Here is a 16,300-nt window from a genome sequence, read left to right as displayed (position 1 = left end):
TACTTAAAATACATCAGTAAATTGCAACATTAAAATTAAAATACCTAATCCCCATACGTAATACGCGAATACTTTTAAGGAGTGACGTTTTAAATATTGAATCATCCATGAAACGGCTATGTATCCAAAAAACGCTGCTGATAACGTTCCGACAATTAAAGATGTACTAGAAATAGATTCTGCTTTCCCTTGAAAAACGTCTACAAATTGCAAAATGATAGCTCCAACGATGGCTGGTGTCGATAGTAAAAAAGAAAAGTAAGCAGCAGTTTCACGGTCTAATTTTCTCCATAATGCAGCGACAATTGTCATTCCAGAACGGGAAATGGCTGGAAAAATAGCAGCAGCTTGAAATGAACCGATAATTAATGCGTCTTTATATGTTATGTCATCCATTTTTTTACGACCATTCTTTTGTTTATCTGCCATGTAGAGAAAGAATCCGGTCACTAAAAACTCCCAACCGATCGTGATTCCTGTTTTTGAAATATCTTCAAAGAAGTCTTTAAACAATAAACCAATTACAACTGCGGGTATTGTCCCAACGATAAGTAATAACATGAGCTTTGAAAATGGGTTTTTAATTAAATATATAAATTCTTTTTTGTAATAAATAAAAACCGCAAGTAAAGTCCCAATATGCAGCATCGTATCTAAAAATAAGCCAGCCTCATCTAATCGGAACAAATGCCTTCCTAAATAAAGATGTCCGGTACTACTGATTGGTAAAAATTCTGTTAAACCTTGAATTATACCTAGTATGAAAGCTTCTAACCAATTCATGATGGTCTCCTTTCTCTTTTGCTTGTACCAATATATGAGGGTTAAATTTTCGATATGAAAAAAACTATATTTCTCTATGAATTTACTTTTTATTTATGGATATATATGTAAAGAGGGTTAAGGAGGGTTATTATGTGGAAGCACACAAAATTCGGTAATGTATTACTTTGGGTGGGCCCTATCCTTGTATTTTTAGGACTATGTATGACAAATGTTATTTCAGATATTCCTTTCTTTGAGGGAAAACATAAAACGGTTGGTATTGTACTTATATTTATAGGTGTAATCTGTTTTGTTGCTGCTAATCATTTGAAAAAAGGAGAAAGATATGAAGAATAAATCTAAATAAAAAACAATCCTTGCATATTAGCTAGGATTGCTTTTTATTAATGTTGATTATTTGTAGAATACTTTATCAACGTTATATTTCGCTTTGTATTCATTAATGATATATGTTTCGTAAATTTCTCTTTCTGTTGGATCTTCTACGATACATGCATCAATGCGGTATACTTCATCACGGTGATTTTTAATTGGTGAAACATTATCTTCAAAATGCTTCTTAATACGTTGTCTAATTTTACGAGCTTTACCTACGAAAAGAAGTTCGTCATTAATATTGTAAAACATAAAAATGCCGCCTTTATCTCTAGGGAACAAGTGGAAATCAATAAATCCATTAATTGGAGTAATGATTGGCTCGTCTCCTTTAATAACTTGTTTACGTTCAGTAATTGAAACATCAGCTTCAGGAATATTAATTTTAATCAAGTTCATTCACGTCCTCTTTTATTATAAAGATAAATAATAGCATACATAAGTAAGAAAAGCTATGTTCAGAGGCATATTTCATTTTATAATTCAAATATTATAGGTGTATCATGTAAACTTTTCTTCCAAATCATATGATCACTGGATTCTCCCCAGTAATCTTTCAATACATAGCTAGGTTTTCCAAACTTTTTCATCCATATACTTTGCGCATTTTTATATCCACTATCTAAACAATATTCTGTTATCCCTCTGCTAAGTAATGTAAGAAACATTGTATGTAGTAATAAACTCCCTATTCCCTTTCTCTGATACTCCGGAAGTATGAATACAGTTCCTATTTCATACAAATTTTTAAGTACACCACCTGTACAACTATTAATCAATGTACTTGCTGGACCGATTTCGATTGTTCCAATGATTTTATCGTTACTTGTATCAATTGCTAATAAAAAGTAACGACTTTCTCCGTTACTATCAAAGTCACTTTTCAAATACTGCTTTTTTGAGTTAATTTCATTTTCTATGTCATCTAATAATTGTGACAATCCTTCATCTTTGTATGTATTCGTAATAACTATACGGAAAAATAAATATAGTTCATCTACATCATTCAAATTCGGTCTTCTAACTGCAACGTTAGTCATGAATTCAATCTCCAATCCTCATTATGCCATTGTCAATACAACACTTTATATAATCTATTCATCATTATTCTGCAAAAACCTGCATAAATCCAACAGTATAGAAAGCTCATTATAAATATTGATAAAATAATTTTTATATCCATAGTTGTATGAAAAGCAGGACCAAGTACCGGAAAGTGGAAAACATCGAGAACAATCATAATACCTATAAGTAGACAAGTTGCTGAAAAAGAAACAATCCAAATTCTCCTCTTTAATTTTAAAAAGGATACTCCTAAGGCTAGACCTAATAAGCCTGTAGTAAAAGGAAAGACAATTAGTTCACTGGGCTCAATAATAAATAATAGAAAAATAGTAAGAATATAAGAAAGTATTCCCTCACGAATAGAATAGAAAATAGCAAAAAAAATCGGTAATGTCGAAAATGGACTAATGAGCAAACCTATACCAGGAACTAAGTTCCCAGCTGCTTGAAACATGGTGGTCAATGCACTCATCAAAGCTGTAAGTACTAACTTATTCGCAAGGGACAATTTTCTTTTATGAACAAAGCTCGTATCATGTTCTATCATCAGTTGATACCAATAACGTACAAACCAATTCATTAAAATACCCCCTAAAGATACCACATTCATTACTTTCTATATTATTCATACACTTATGGTTTATGAGTTGCTTTCTACTAGTTATAAATCACTATATAAAATAGATACTTATAGATTGAAGATGTTTAGGGGGACAAGTCAAGTTGTGCGTTTTGGAAGCAGAATAAACTCTTTATGTTTTTAAACTGAGAATTTATATCGTATCAAGGAATAATTTCAAAAATGGTACCTTTGTTATAATCAGTTACTTTCATAGAACTGTAAACTCCTAAATATAATTTAGTTTGATCCGAATTTGTTCCTAAACTCATATAATAAGCTGGTTGCGTACCAAAATCATAATTGGTTTCAATAGCATGAAAGTCAGCATGTTTACCGTCTGTACCTGCTCTAGTATAGGCTAAAACACCCTTAATTGGAGACTGAGATTCTCCTTTCTTGGCAAGGTCAGTAAAAACAACGCTACCTGTTAAATTTGGAATTGCATTTCCCATATATGGCTGAACTCCTGTAAGTGAAGTTCCTCCAAACTTATCTGTTCTAGAATCTTTATGAAAATAACTAAGTAGAGGCAGAATACGCTTCACTGAAGTTTGTATTGTTTCATCATAATAAACCATTGTTCTCTCATCCAAAGTCTGATTCTCAGAGCAATGTCGTATAAAAGAAGTAGGCAAATCCCCTTCCCATCCTCGCCACCCAAAATTGATAAACCCATCTTGATTGAGAGTTAACCTCATAAAATGCATTTGAACAAGTTCTGTTACCGGTATAGGTTTATATTGAACAAATGAAAAAATAGACTCTACAATATCTTGTCCGACATTTCCGGCGTATTTGATATATTGATTATAAAACCTTTGAAATGAAATGCCAGTTATATTACGTACTCCTTTTGCAATTACTGTAAGTGTTTCTTGTATAGATAAAGGAAGTTCATTAAAGCGTGTAACTACAGGAGGGTTATTTATAAATGTATTTTTACTTACATCGATTTCAATTATTTTTCCTGATATTTCTAAATCATCTTGGCTTAAATTAAATGGATCATAACCTGATCCGCCATCTCCATTTGTAAAAACAAGTTTTCCAGTCTCAGGTGAAAAGTTTAAACTATTGACTCCGTTATGATTAAAAAATGGTCTTCTTACATTCAGTAATGTTCGTCGTTTTTGAGCTTGACCATTAGATTGTAAAGTCCATTCTTCCACTGTATCAATGTGATCATATTGCGTATTTCTATTAAACCACTTTAAATTTAACGTTTTAGGGTCACAAGGATTCGGTTTAAATTGCTCAGAAAATGCACCTGGCCCTTGAGTTCCAGCTACTGAATAATGAAGATAAAATAACCCATTTTGATAAAATTGTGGATGGAACGCAAGTCCAAGCAATCCGCGTTCATCATAACCGCTACTAGAAACACCTTCTTCAAATGTACCTAATTTAATAATTAGGTGACGAATATCTAAAAATGTCTTTATAACTCCGTCCCCTATGTAAAAAATCTCCCCTAATTGAGTTGCGATAAATAGTCTTTCGGTCGATTCACCTGGAAGTATCGTTGTTTTCAATACAGTTGGTAAATTTACGTTATGAACAATGGGTCGTAAACTAACTTTAACTTTTGTCAATTAACTGTACACCCCTTTTTCTTCTTTTTTATAGAAGAATATGATTAGAGTAGTTCTGTTAGTATCAAATAAGTCGCATTCCTTTTTATTACAATTTTGTATATAATATAATTATAAATAATCTGGGGGACGAACTATGATAATCGTACTACAAATCATCTTACCACTGATTTTCACAGTCTATTTATTTACCCTCTATCGTAAAGGGACGTATGGATCAGCTTCATTTCTTTTAGCAGTCATGATAGGAATTTTCGGTTTAGAGAATATTTTTCAGCATGCTAGTCTAACAGATCATGCTATTTATCCATATTGGGGCAGTTTGAAGGCTGTTGTTATCGTTTTATCAGTCGTATTTCTATTTAAAAAAGGTGGTTTAACAGAAAAATATTGATTTTTAATGCGTTACATATTTTCTTGTTAAATTGCTTTTATTTTATAAAAGAAGAAATATTTATGTAAAAACACGAAGGGATGTGTTACATATGTCTATAAATATTATTTCAATAGTATCTATCATAATATGGATTGTGTTAATTACAGAACTTATAAAACCTTCAAAAGAACAGAATGGACGAAAAATAGTAACTTTAGTAACTGCTGGTTCCACATCAACACTTATTTTGACGGTTTCATTTATTCAAAATGTCCCGTTTTGGAATTGATAGTGATATAACTAACAAAAATATGTATAAATAAAAAGATTAGGATTTACTCCTAATCTTTTTATTTTTTGAGGTAACACCATATGCCCAGCAAGCTAAGGTCTTGAAATAGCCCCTAAACAAAATTTGAAATTTTTCTAAAGTTATTTATGTGAATTTAACTCGTTTTCAGGAACATATATGGTCCTTTTATAATTTGAAGTTCTTTTTAAGCTTCTTATATTTTCTATACGAACGCCTAACAATGTTTAACATAAAATACGGTATTTTAACCGGGAAAGGCAATTTATATATGAAAGGAAAATAAAAGGTGAAATATGCCTTTTCTAGATCTCTCCACTTACTATCTTCTTTTATTTTTAAGAAATCAGATACATCGACTACATATCCCCTTCCTTTTTCCATCATCACATTTTTCCCGTGAACATCACAAGGAGTTAACCCTTGTTCCCTCGCATACTCTAAAGCCTCATTAATATCAAGTATTACTTGCTTAGGAATTTTAATACCCTTATGAATAGCATCGTATAAGGTAATTTCTTTTAAACGTTTCAATACTATGAAATTTTCCCCTTTATATATAAGCTTTGAATAAGAAGGATGATCTCCAATTCTTCGGTATACTTCTGACTCTTTTTCAATTCCTTCTCCTTCTCGCACGTAAACTTTCACTACCCAATCTTTGTATTCTTTGTGCATGAATACTGCGGCATAATTACCTGTTCCTAAACACTTCCAAAGTCTAGGAATATCTTTAACTACTACAGGCTCGAATTCATCCTCACTTCTTATACTTACCTCTTTTAATAATTCGTCATTTATCAATCCCACAAAACTATTTATACTCATCATTCCCACTCCGGTTTTGCTAAAAGGGGGCCCACCCACATTTTAACGAAAATATACACTAAGCGAATTTTAGCATAAAACGAGTCATCTTTCTTCCTAAAATAAAAAGCTGACTCGTTTTATTTGAACTGTTGAATACTTAATATTTATTTCGTTATTCATAGTCAAAAACCGTACGATATAAAAATATTTCTAACTATTTTCATTTTTTCAGAGGCAACTGTATAGGGCTTTTCTTCGTGCAAGTTCTCTTCGTTCATTACCCATGCCAAATCTATAAAATATTGTTTAGAAGTGTAGCAAGGGTTTGTTAATGGTTCAATTCTTCTTCCACAACTATTTTTGTTAGCAAAAACTTTTATTGTTTTAATAGTCTTTTGTTTAATTCCCACAATGCTGTTTTGTTGCTATCCCATTTCAAAAGCGTTACTGCTTCCTCAAAGCATAACCATTTATAATTAAAGTGTTCTTTAGATAATGATATGTTTTTTGTAGGGACTTTAACTCCAAAAGAAAATTCTTTTATTACATAAACCTCTTCTCCCCAAAGGAATCCTCTAACTACATCCTCTACTGGTAGTGAAGACACAGAATCTAATTGTATATATGGACATTCTCTTGTAATACCAGCCTCTTCAAACGCTTCCCGTTTTGCTGATTCAATAGGAATCTCACCGACTTCTCCGCCACCAGCTATTCCTTGCCAATAACTATAATCACTTCGGTTGAAAATAGCATATTGAATGGAATCAGTAGTTTTTATATAAGGAAATATCAATACTTGATATGGCGCTCTCATTGCTTAAGCTCCTCTCAAAAAATAAGTTTTAAATAAATATAAATAAAGAGCCGACATCACAATTCTACATTATTAATGCAGGTTTATAATGTCGGCCTTCTATTTTTAAAGAATTTTATTTTTCATAAACAGGCTTACTCTTAACAGAGGGAAAACTGCTTATTCCTTGTCGAATTTGTTTAGCATGGTTCTTCCTAAATGTTAGCAGTACCCTATATTATTCAATTGCGCCAGCAACATCATAATCATTTAAATCTAACTCAATTGGTTGTCCCAGCGCTAATTTAGCAAGTTCCGCTCCTAAGTATGGACCAGCTGTTAAACCCGAAGCTCCTAATCCATTCGCAACGAGAATTCCTTCAAAGTTAGGTAGTGGTCCGATAACAGGTAAGAATCCTGGTGTGAATGGTCTGAATCCAACTCTCGTTTCAAGCATTGTAGCATTTTCTAAGCCAGGTGCAACTGCTAATGCCTTATGGAATACTTCATGTAAACCACCTGCTGTTACACGATGATCGAAACCAGTATCATTCTCATGTGTTGCACCAATTACGACATGCCCATTGTCAAACGTTAAAATATATTGATCGTTCGGTGGCATAACAACTGGCATATTTTCTGTTGCTGTATTCTCGATTTGCAGATGAACAATTTGTCCTTTTTGGAATGTAACTAAGAAATTAATTCCTAATGGATTCAAGATTTCATTCGCCCATGCGCCTGCAGTTACAATAACCTTTTCTGCTAAAATTGTTTCATCGTTTACTGTAACTCCCGTAATATGATTTCCTTCACGGACTAATATAGCATCGCCTTTTATTAAAGTTGCACCATGTTTTTTCGCAGCACTTATTAATGCATTGCGTAATAATCTTCCATTTACTCGTGCAGCACCACTAATATGAACAGAACTATATTCGTCTGATAATGCTGGGAATAATTTTTTTGTTTCTTCAGCTGATAAGCGAGTGATTTCACCAATCTCTGGGGCATCTTCACGTCGTTTATAAGCTCGCTCTTCCATTTGATCTAACTTTTTCTCTTCAGTATGTAAACTAATTGCACCTACACGATTATATCCTGTGTCAGTTTCACCGTCTTCTTCTAATTGCTGAATTAACGAAGAATAGTAACGTGCACCGCCTTTAACAATTTTATACCATGCTTTATTACGACGCTGCGATAGCCATGGACATACAATACCTGCTCCTGCATCAGTTGCTTGTCCTAATTGTTGGCGATCCACGATAGTAACATTCGCACCTGCCTTAGCAAGATGATAAGCAGTAGACGCTCCTAAAATTCCAGATCCAACTACAATATACGATTTCATTTCAAACACCTTTTCTCTTTTGCTAATTATATAAATATAAGAACATTCCTTAGTATAATGGAAGGAATGCTTTTTTCAATGTACTCATCACAATTAATTGTTGCAGCATTGTGACTTTCTTAATCATTATTTTTTCTTCTTACGGAATAATTCAATTGTTTTATAGCCTTGTGAAAGGATCTCTATCATTTTCTCTAGACGTTTTTCACGTGTTTTTTCTTGTTTTACAGAAAAAAGATTACGTGCCCAATCTTTCTGATATCCAGGCGTTAAACTTTGATAAAACTTAAGTTCATTCGGATGATTAGCTAATAATGCTTCAACATCTTTAATTCGATCTGCATAATCGGCAACACATTGACTCATAGCAGATGTTTTCGTTGTTTTTTTCTTCTCGCGTTTTAAACCTACAACAGTAAAGACTTCATCCATACTTACCATTCGTGCAAATTTAATGTCGCTTTCTCCCACATAACCATCTTCTCCAACGTTTAATGCCGGAAACATCTCATCACGGTGAATAAACGTACTATAACGAGCATTACCTTTTTTCGGATATGCGAAGAATACGTAACCTTTTTCAATTAGTAATTCTTCATTACTAATAATAAAATTCGTTTGTTTCACCATTTCATCAAGCGTTTCTACAAATATAAAGATAGCATCGTGTTCTTTTGAGAATGCAGTTTCTTTACCTGTAAAAATGTCATAATCACTTGGTTCGTTAATAACGACCATATTTGTATACTTATTAAGTTTCAATTTATCAATAACTGACATAATAATCTTCCTTTACATTCAAAATTCATTGTACATACTTTTTCGTACTGTTCTAGTGTATTATATGTATTAAGAAAATCAAACTTTAAATCGTATTATTCTGCTGCAAAAGAACATAATTCTTTACTAGATGGGGTGGTTTTATGCCATATGTAATTCGAGATGAAGGGCTAGTTTTACAAGGGGATGATGGAAAAGAACCAATTTTTCATACATATGAAGAAGCTGAGAAAACATTAAAAACACTAACTATACCGCAGTTTCCGAAACATATTAGAAGAAAACCATTTACACCAAAAATAATAAAGATAGCCGCTTCTGAATAAGAACCGGCTATCTTTATTATTCATAACTTAATAGCAAATAAAGTATATAAAAACTCTTTATATTGATCTTCTGTAATTTCATGCTTAGTTTTTTCCCCACGAATAGCTTCAGTTAAACTTGTATTCGTTAATGAAATATGACCGGAGTTCGTCAACTTTACTGCAATTGGTCCTTTATTAAAAATAGACTTCTCATCTTCTATCACTCTTCTTTGAACATCGTTTACTATTATCTCATCAATATTATGTTTATAAAAAGCATGACAAACTTTCCATTCTCCATCAGTATCTATTCTTTCTAAAACATAATTTCCCTTACTCGTATCTTTTCGTCTCACCCGGTACGAACCATTTTTTGAAGAAACAGACTTACCAGTAAAAGGTACAGGAACAAGAGGTACTAACGAAGCTATACCTACATCAATTAAATACTGTACATTATCATAAGTTAAAATAATTGTTATATGGCCATCCTCAAGTGCCCATGCATTTATATCGTTTTTATAAACCGTACCTAATGCCAGTTGTACATCATAGCCACAGTCTCTTAAGAAATAGTAAAAAAGAGTATTTAATTCGTAGCAAAGTCCACCACGGGAACTAGTTAAAATTTTCTCTCGTAAGTTTTCCAGAGAGATTTGATTCGTATTTCGTGCTATAACATCTAAATTCTCAAATGGTATAGTGTGTGCAAATGAAAAGAGTATAGTAGGTAATTCTTCAAACGTTACTTCATTACGTTTTTTAAGATTTAATCTTGTGAAAAGCTGATTTTGTAAACTTGTCATAATTAGCACCCCTAAAAAATTTATAAGTTTAAATAATATATGCTGATTGTAAATTTTAAGGGGCACTGTAACAATGTACATTTCATTTAACTGTACCGGTACAAAAATTACGATTCACAAGGTAAATTAATAGAAGGCGTCATTACAAATGTCTTTTCTGTAATTACTTCTTTTTGGGGAAAATCAAAAGCTACGAATATAAATTTAATAGTTTATCTATAGGCAAATTATTAATATCACTTAAATCAACAAAATAGTGAAGTTGCCACGTTTGGCTCCTTTTAGCTTGATTGCTAACAGTGGTATCCCAAACAGGATAAATTCTCATTGCCATTTTCCCTGTTTGACTTTGTGTTCTCAATATTTTTTCTTTAAGAAGAATCTCTTTAGGAAAAATAAATTGTCCTAGTTTATTATCAGCAATACAAGTGATTACTAATAAATCAGGAGCAGCTTCATAAGAGAAAGCTCTATTTCGCATATTTTCATCTTTCTCCCAAAAAGAAACAAATTGACCAATTTTATTAGGAGTAACTTTTGATTTTCTAAAACGAATGGTTTTGTTATTTAAGTGGAATAAACATCCTGCATATTCTGCGTTTTGCTTTTCTTCTTTTAGATTCGTAATCATTAAATTGTTAGGTTTGTAAACTATATTGTTTAAATCTCGGATCGTATCATTAAAATTGTTCAAGAAAACTCCCCCTTTATTCATCTCTTAGTTTACCACAAACATCAGTTCTTCTATATCGTATATAATCATGAACTAAGTGAAATGGGGGAATTTAGCAGGATATAATTATTACTTTAATGTACTTAGTTTTTCAATTGCTTGTTGTTCAGTTGCTAAGTAAAAAATATCTTTTCCTTTATTACATTCATAAATAAAATCCTTTAAGCTTTTACTAGTATACATAGAGAAATCTCCAACAATAGCAATCTTTACCTTGTAGTTTATAAACTTTTGAAGGATATCGCCCGCAAGCCGTGTTTTTAGATCAAAGAAATCTTCACTTATTAAAGATTTATGGATAATAATATGTTTCGCATCTACCTCATATTGAACTGTTGCCATAGTATCTAATGCAGACTGAACATCCGATATTAATACCTTATCGTTTCTAATGACCGCAATATTGATTCCATCGATTACTACTTTCTTTATTTCCATAGTCCCACCCCTTTATAATTTACACAGTATGAGTAAAATTGTTTTACAAAACTTTGTATTAATCATAGATTAAATTAGCCAAAGCTATTAAAATCGCTCCTATTTTTTATTGTAAGTATATATTTTTTATTGCTAATACGGTCAATGAAATTAATGATAGTTTCTCTTTTTTTATATTTTTGAATATATATATGGAATTACTTTTACTTGTTATAAAAATATTGTGGAGTAACATAACTTAACAAACTATCCAAAGTGTTAATCTCGGCATATGGTTGTATTTTGGTAGTATTCTTGATTTTCTGAGGGTTAAACCACACACCTTTTATATTTGCATTTTGAGGACCAGCAATATCCTTTTCTAAGTCATCCCCAACAAATAAAGTATTTTCCGGTTGTAAATTTAGCTTATCTAATGCTAGTTCGAATATACGTTTATCAGGTTTACTAAATCCCACTTCTTCAGAAATAATGATTGTTTCAAAATACCTATTTAAATTCGTGTTAAATATTTTAGCTTTTTGCCTCTGAGTTGAGCCATTTGTTATAATTCCAACTTTAAAGTGCTTCTTTATTTGATTTAAGAAATGAATAGTATTTTGGTCTATTGAAAAACATCTAGGGAAATTATTATTCCAAAAATCTTGGATGTAATTGCGTGGCAATCTATACCTTGGCGTGAATTCATCAAACAATGATTCTAAAACTGTCGTTTTATTACTTATGCCATATTCTCTTTTATCGTATTCTTTGAATTTCTGTAACATGTTGCTTTTAGCCGCACCATCTACATTTTCATAACACTTTTCTAAAACAATTAAAAATAATGCCTCTACTGCTTTATCCCTATCAAGTAATGTATCATCTAAATCAAACAGCATCGCTTTATAACCCATCAAATAATTTCACAACCTTTCTCGCATGATTTAAATAATCCTTAGTTCACACCTTAATCGTTTACTAAATTAGCAAAAAACTCTAAAGTTTGTGAAGTACACTCTATAATCTCGCTAGCTTTTTTTATATTGAAATTCATTTCCGTTTCCCCTTCTAGTAAGTAGCGAAAGTATATGTTCACACAGTTTAAGAAATCACATGCAGTTCCCAATATTATACATTGGTTTTTTAGAAATATAAATCGTTCAGCTTTTCATACGATAAGTTTTTTCAAGCATACAATTATTTTTTCATAAAAAGGAATATGGCTAATCATATTTTTTTGGAGAATACACATTCTTGAAAATGAAGCTAATACGTTAAACGTCCTATGAAGTTCCTATTGTATCTCCACATAAACTCCAGATAGTACGGCTATAATGACTACCAGAGGTGATATTATGAAAAACTATCATATTCTCGTGGTAGAGGACGATCAAGAAATTCAGGAATTAATTAAACAATTTTTAATGACGCAGCATTATACAGTGATAGTCGCTTCAGATGGACTAGAGGGTATGACACAATTTAATAAGCAATCATTTGATTTAATTCTTCTAGATGTCATGATGCCCAATCTTAATGGGTTTGAAGTTTCTAAAATGATTCGAAGTCAGTCAAACGTACCAATTATTATGCTAACTGCGTTGGAAGAAGAGGAAGATCAAATGAAAGGATTCGACCTTGGGATCGATGATTATATAACAAAGCCCTTTTCATTTCATGTTTTGATTAGACGAGTCGAAGCTGTACTTAGAAGAAGTTATGATAAAAATGTAAATAATCATTTGATATTTAAAGAAGTGCGTATTGATGTGGATGCATATAGAGTATATGTAAATGACGTTGAAATTATATTAACGACAAAAGAGTTTGAAATTCTACAACTACTATTTCAAAATGAGAGAAAAGTACTCACAAGAGAAAATATCGTAGAGAAAGTCTGGGGTTACGATTATTTTGGAGAAACACGAATAATTGATACACATATTAAAAACCTACGCAAAAAATTAGCTATCCCTTATATTAAAACAATAAAGGGTATTGGTTATAAAATTGATGAATAGTATTGTAAAATTCATGAAAATGAAGCAAATTACTTATAAACTCTTTATGACTACATCTCTCATTTTATTATCCTTTGCAGTATTGATTTATTTAACTTTATACTTCTTTCTCCCTACGTTTTATGAGCAATATAAAACAGATCAACTTCAAACAGGGATAAACGAAATCATTGATAAGTCTAAAAATCTTACGTTTCAAGATGCGATACCACTTTTTGATGAATACGCCAAAAAAAATAATGCGATGCTTTATCTTCAAAATAAAGAAGGAGTAATTATTTACTCTCCTTCATTTTCTTTTATTCAAAGTGGTACGCAAAAAACAGTAGTTACTAAAGCAACACGATTCGAGAATGCAAGTACCCTCAGCAATTCATATAATGTTACGAAACCAATTCAATTCCAAGATGGTAGTTTAACGCTTATAGTCTTTGCTACATTTCAACCGATTGATGAAGCTTCACAGGTTTTAGTACGCTTTCTCCCCTATATTAGTATCATTGTGCTCGTTATTGGTATAGGGAGTGCTTATTTTTATTCCAGGTTTATTACAAAGCCACTTATTTATATTAATGAAGGTGCACAAAAGATGGCAAATTTAGATTTCTCCGAAAAAATTGAGGTTCGCTCTACAGATGAGTTAGGAGAATTATCTAATAGTTTGAATGACATGTCTATTAACTTACAACAAGCTATGTTTGATTTAAAAAAAGCAAATGAACAATTAAAGAATGATATTGAAAAAGAAAGAGAAATAGAAACAAAACGCAGAGAGTTTTTTGCGATTGTAGCACATGAATTAAAGTCCCCTCTTACTGTAATGAAAGGATACTTAGAAGGAATGATATACAATATTGGCCCTTATCAAAATCGCGATCAATATTTAAAGAAGAATCATCAAATTATTGAAAGTATGGAACAATTAGTTCGTGAAATTTTAAGCGTATCGAAATTAGAACAACACACCTTCAAACTAAAAGTAGAGAAAGTTAATCTTTCAAAATTAATAGGTACAATTACAAAAGATCTCGAATTTTTTGCTTCTCAAAAAAACATCGAAATAATAAAAGAAATTGATTTTGACCTTTCTATTTATACAGATTGTGCTCTTTTAGAAAAAGCATGTAAAAATATTATACACAATGCGGTTATGTATTCACCACATAATGAAAAAGTCTATATAAAGTTAAGTGAGGATTCGAAACAAGGTCAAATCAAAATGCAAATTATAAATACAGGTGTCAATATTAAAGATGAAGATTTACAACAAATTTTCAAACCATTTTATCGAATTGAAAAATCAAGAAATCGAAATACTGGAGGAAATGGTTTGGGGCTATATATTGTTAAACAAATTCTTGAAACACTAGATATAAAGTATTCAATGAAAAATATGGAACATAGTGTGCAATTTTGCATGAGTATTCCATTATCTAAACATAAAAACAAACAAACTCTCCTTTAAATAGGACGAGTTTGTTTGTTTTTATAGTAAGTATAAACTTATTAACAGGTTTTTCATTTGATGATATGTATGTTCTTAGAGCTGCTTTTGATAAGCAATCTATGCAAGATCTTCTTGGGAATTTAATAGTTGTTCGCCAATCTACCCTGCATTTACTTAGAAGCTTAGATAAAGAAGCTTGGTCACAAAGAGGAAATGCGAATAATTCTGAAGTTACAGTTCGTGCATTAGCATACATTATTGCTGGTCATGAGCTTCATCATCTTCAAATTATAAAAGAACGTTACCTTGGTTCTGATTTATATCCAGCAACTTAATATTTGAAGAAAATGAGTCCTATTTATGTAGTGCTCTTTTTCAGTATTTATAACGAATTAGCGCTTAGAACCATGGCAATTAAATGCATTTATTTATAAAATTCACCACATAATATTTATGCTATCCCTTCTTATTCTGTACATAATTTTCTTTAGGCTGATATACTATAAACGCAATAGTTCTGGAAAGGTGATGATAGTATGTATGAACAACAAAATAATAGAGATAGAGATCAAAAAATGATGTTTTCTATGCAAGGAGTTCCCACAAATAAAATTAACATGCATCAATTACCTAAATGGATTAGAATTTTTGGCTATTGTGCGTTTGGTTGGATAATAGTATTTAGTTTAATTATGATTGTAGGTTTAATTCTGCAATAACTATACAGAGTAGGTAAACGGGACGATATTTAGGTCATACATCTAGGTAATGTCCCGTTTTTTATGTGTGATTATCCCATGATATAGGTAACCAATTATAATAAAAAGAACCTGTAGAATATCCTACAAGTTCTTTTTATTATATTATTAAAACGGGAACAACAAACTATTTTAACATTCAGTACAGGGAGACCATTTTGATTATGGCTTGATTTTATTATAAATCAAATATAAGCTTTTGAAAGGTCTAGATTTTGAAAATTATGTGAATTAAAAAGCTACGATGTTTATATTAGATTTCATTTACGACCAACTTCTTCTTACTTAAATACACTGCACGATCTGATTTTTTAGCAACCTCCTGTGAGTGCGTCACAACAATAATGCATTTATTCTCTTTATGTGCAAGTTCTTGAAATAGTTCTATTATATCCATTGCAGTTTCCTCGTCGAGGTTTCCTGTCGGCTCATCTGCAATCAGTAAATCAACATTACAAGATAGTGCTCGAGCAATTGCTACACGCTGTTGTTGTCCGCCGCTTAGTTGCAGGACGTTTCGTTTCGCTTCAACTTCTGTGAGTCCTACCCTTTCTAACAATTCTAATGCTCTTGCTGTTTTATTTTGCACTTTAACACCCGTAATTTCCATTGCTGTTAAGACATTTTGAAGAGCTGTCATATAGGTTATCAAATTATAAGATTGGAAAATTACAGATACATTTTGATTACGGTATCGATCCAAGCCAATTTTTCTAATATCTTTACCATTATACAGTACATAACCATTTTTAGGGACATCCAGTCCACAACCTAAGCTCAGAGTTGTGGTTTTACCAGATCCAGATGGTCCTAAAATCGTGTAGAAATGTCCTTTTTGAAAAGAAAAGTTAACATTATCTAGTATCGCTACATTTTTCCCATTACTTTCATAATAATAATCCAAATTTTTAAACTGTAAAATCGTCTCCATATTAAGCCTC

The 16,300-nt window shown here is 31.6% G+C and carries 21 protein-coding genes and 1 pseudogene; 8 read left to right on the top strand and 14 right to left on the bottom strand.

Translation table 11 applies throughout. The features are described from left to right. Window positions 1-3 precede the first annotated feature (3 nt). Window positions 4-783, bottom strand: coding sequence for an undecaprenyl-diphosphate phosphatase (locus tag AB6801_RS17970; protein WP_001104298.1), 780 nt, complete (start codon window positions 781-783; stop codon window positions 4-6). A 132-nt stretch (window positions 784-915) separates the two neighbouring features. On the opposite strand from AB6801_RS17970, the gene AB6801_RS17965 reads away from it, so the two are divergent. Continuing rightward, window positions 916-1,122, top strand: a complete 207-nt coding sequence (locus AB6801_RS17965; RefSeq protein WP_000265477.1) for a hypothetical protein — start codon at window positions 916-918, stop codon at window positions 1,120-1,122. A 57-nt stretch (window positions 1,123-1,179) separates the two neighbouring features. On the opposite strand, the gene AB6801_RS17960 is transcribed toward AB6801_RS17965, so the two are convergent. The 4 genes from AB6801_RS17960 to AB6801_RS17945 form a co-directional block, all read right to left on the bottom strand. Next, window positions 1,180-1,560: a nucleotide excision repair endonuclease gene (locus tag AB6801_RS17960; RefSeq protein WP_001048941.1), complete on the bottom strand. Its 381-nt coding sequence runs from the start codon at window positions 1,558-1,560 to the stop codon at window positions 1,180-1,182. 77 nt (window positions 1,561-1,637) lie between these two features. Next, complete coding sequence (locus tag AB6801_RS17955) at window positions 1,638-2,201, bottom strand: GNAT family N-acetyltransferase (protein WP_000185958.1); 564 nt, start codon at window positions 2,199-2,201, stop codon at window positions 1,638-1,640. 32 nt (window positions 2,202-2,233) lie between these two features. Further along, window positions 2,234-2,806, bottom strand: coding sequence for a YybS family protein (locus tag AB6801_RS17950; RefSeq protein ID WP_097998991.1), 573 nt, complete (start codon window positions 2,804-2,806; stop codon window positions 2,234-2,236). 203 nt (window positions 2,807-3,009) lie between these two features. Further along, a complete protein-coding gene (locus tag AB6801_RS17945; protein ID WP_370941115.1) occupies window positions 3,010-4,440 on the bottom strand; it encodes a PQQ-dependent sugar dehydrogenase in 1,431 nt (476 codons plus the stop codon). Window positions 4,441-4,576: 136 nt separating this feature from the next. On the opposite strand from AB6801_RS17945, the gene AB6801_RS17940 reads away from it, so the two are divergent. Further along, window positions 4,577-4,834 (top strand): hypothetical protein, encoded by a 258-nt coding sequence (locus AB6801_RS17940; RefSeq protein WP_000587708.1) that lies wholly within the window; start codon window positions 4,577-4,579, stop codon window positions 4,832-4,834. Between the two features lie 91 nt (window positions 4,835-4,925). Beyond that, entirely contained in the window at window positions 4,926-5,105 is a 180-nt protein-coding gene (locus AB6801_RS17935; RefSeq protein ID WP_370941114.1) for a hypothetical protein, read from the top strand. A 189-nt stretch (window positions 5,106-5,294) separates the two neighbouring features. On the opposite strand, the gene AB6801_RS17930 is transcribed toward AB6801_RS17935, so the two are convergent. The 4 genes from AB6801_RS17930 to AB6801_RS17915 form a co-directional block, all read right to left on the bottom strand. Beyond that, entirely contained in the window at window positions 5,295-5,954 is a 660-nt protein-coding gene (locus tag AB6801_RS17930) for a protein kinase family protein (RefSeq protein ID WP_000026533.1), read from the bottom strand. Between the two features lie 358 nt (window positions 5,955-6,312). Continuing rightward, window positions 6,313-6,753, bottom strand: a complete 441-nt coding sequence (locus AB6801_RS17925; protein ID WP_001202618.1) for an NUDIX hydrolase — start codon at window positions 6,751-6,753, stop codon at window positions 6,313-6,315. A gap of 217 nt (window positions 6,754-6,970) precedes the next feature. Beyond that, window positions 6,971-8,086: an NAD(P)/FAD-dependent oxidoreductase gene (locus tag AB6801_RS17920; RefSeq protein WP_097998995.1), complete on the bottom strand. Its 1,116-nt coding sequence runs from the start codon at window positions 8,084-8,086 to the stop codon at window positions 6,971-6,973. Between the two features lie 126 nt (window positions 8,087-8,212). Then, complete coding sequence (locus AB6801_RS17915; RefSeq protein WP_000110844.1) at window positions 8,213-8,866, bottom strand: YdeI/OmpD-associated family protein; 654 nt, start codon at window positions 8,864-8,866, stop codon at window positions 8,213-8,215. Window positions 8,867-9,009: 143 nt separating this feature from the next. Here AB6801_RS17915 and AB6801_RS17910 point away from each other — a divergent pair, with 143 nt between their 5' ends. After that, window positions 9,010-9,192, top strand: a complete 183-nt coding sequence (locus tag AB6801_RS17910; protein WP_001147161.1) for a hypothetical protein — start codon at window positions 9,010-9,012, stop codon at window positions 9,190-9,192. Window positions 9,193-9,212: 20 nt separating this feature from the next. Here the strand turns inward: AB6801_RS17910 and AB6801_RS17905 are convergent, their stop codons facing one another. The 4 genes from AB6801_RS17905 to AB6801_RS17890 form a co-directional block, all read right to left on the bottom strand. After that, window positions 9,213-9,980, bottom strand: coding sequence for an arylamine N-acetyltransferase family protein (locus tag AB6801_RS17905; RefSeq protein WP_000202805.1), 768 nt, complete (start codon window positions 9,978-9,980; stop codon window positions 9,213-9,215). A 190-nt stretch (window positions 9,981-10,170) separates the two neighbouring features. Continuing rightward, entirely contained in the window at window positions 10,171-10,674 is a 504-nt protein-coding gene (locus tag AB6801_RS17900) for a MepB family protein (RefSeq protein WP_001058767.1), read from the bottom strand. 108 nt (window positions 10,675-10,782) lie between these two features. Then, on the bottom strand, window positions 10,783-11,151 hold the full coding sequence (locus AB6801_RS17895) for a DUF4180 domain-containing protein (protein ID WP_000403462.1): 369 nt from the start codon (window positions 11,149-11,151) through the stop codon (window positions 10,783-10,785). 203 nt (window positions 11,152-11,354) lie between these two features. Further along, window positions 11,355-12,047, bottom strand: coding sequence for an HAD family hydrolase (locus AB6801_RS17890; RefSeq protein ID WP_000540714.1), 693 nt, complete (start codon window positions 12,045-12,047; stop codon window positions 11,355-11,357). Between the two features lie 441 nt (window positions 12,048-12,488). On the opposite strand from AB6801_RS17890, the gene AB6801_RS17885 reads away from it, so the two are divergent. The 4 genes and pseudogenes from AB6801_RS17885 (at window position 12,489) to AB6801_RS17870 (ending at window position 15,320) form a co-directional block, all read left to right on the top strand. After that, window positions 12,489-13,154, top strand: coding sequence for a response regulator transcription factor (locus tag AB6801_RS17885; protein ID WP_000800726.1), 666 nt, complete (start codon window positions 12,489-12,491; stop codon window positions 13,152-13,154). Then, window positions 13,147-14,619, top strand: coding sequence for a sensor histidine kinase (locus AB6801_RS17880; protein ID WP_370941113.1), 1,473 nt, complete (start codon window positions 13,147-13,149; stop codon window positions 14,617-14,619). Before AB6801_RS17885 ends, AB6801_RS17880 begins: the two co-directional genes overlap by 8 nt. 41 nt (window positions 14,620-14,660) lie before the next feature. Beyond that, window positions 14,661-14,936 (top strand): annotated as a pseudogene (locus tag AB6801_RS17875) (DinB family protein); the annotation flags it as partial. A 201-nt stretch (window positions 14,937-15,137) separates the two neighbouring features. Beyond that, window positions 15,138-15,320 carry a hypothetical protein gene (locus AB6801_RS17870; RefSeq protein WP_000273232.1) on the top strand — a complete coding sequence of 61 codons (183 nt, stop codon included), beginning with the start codon at window positions 15,138-15,140 and terminating at the stop codon, window positions 15,318-15,320. A gap of 292 nt (window positions 15,321-15,612) precedes the next feature. On the opposite strand, the gene AB6801_RS17865 is transcribed toward AB6801_RS17870, so the two are convergent. Then, window positions 15,613-16,290 (bottom strand): ABC transporter ATP-binding protein, encoded by a 678-nt coding sequence (locus AB6801_RS17865; RefSeq protein WP_000447855.1) that lies wholly within the window; start codon window positions 16,288-16,290, stop codon window positions 15,613-15,615. Window positions 16,291-16,300 lie beyond the last annotated feature (10 nt).

It is taken from the genome of Bacillus sp. RCC_6_1, from assembly GCF_041360755.1.
Classification (GTDB): Bacteria; Bacillota; Bacilli; order Bacillales; family Bacillaceae_G; genus Bacillus_A; species Bacillus_A cereus.
This window is presented reverse-complemented; position numbering and strand designations above follow the sequence as displayed.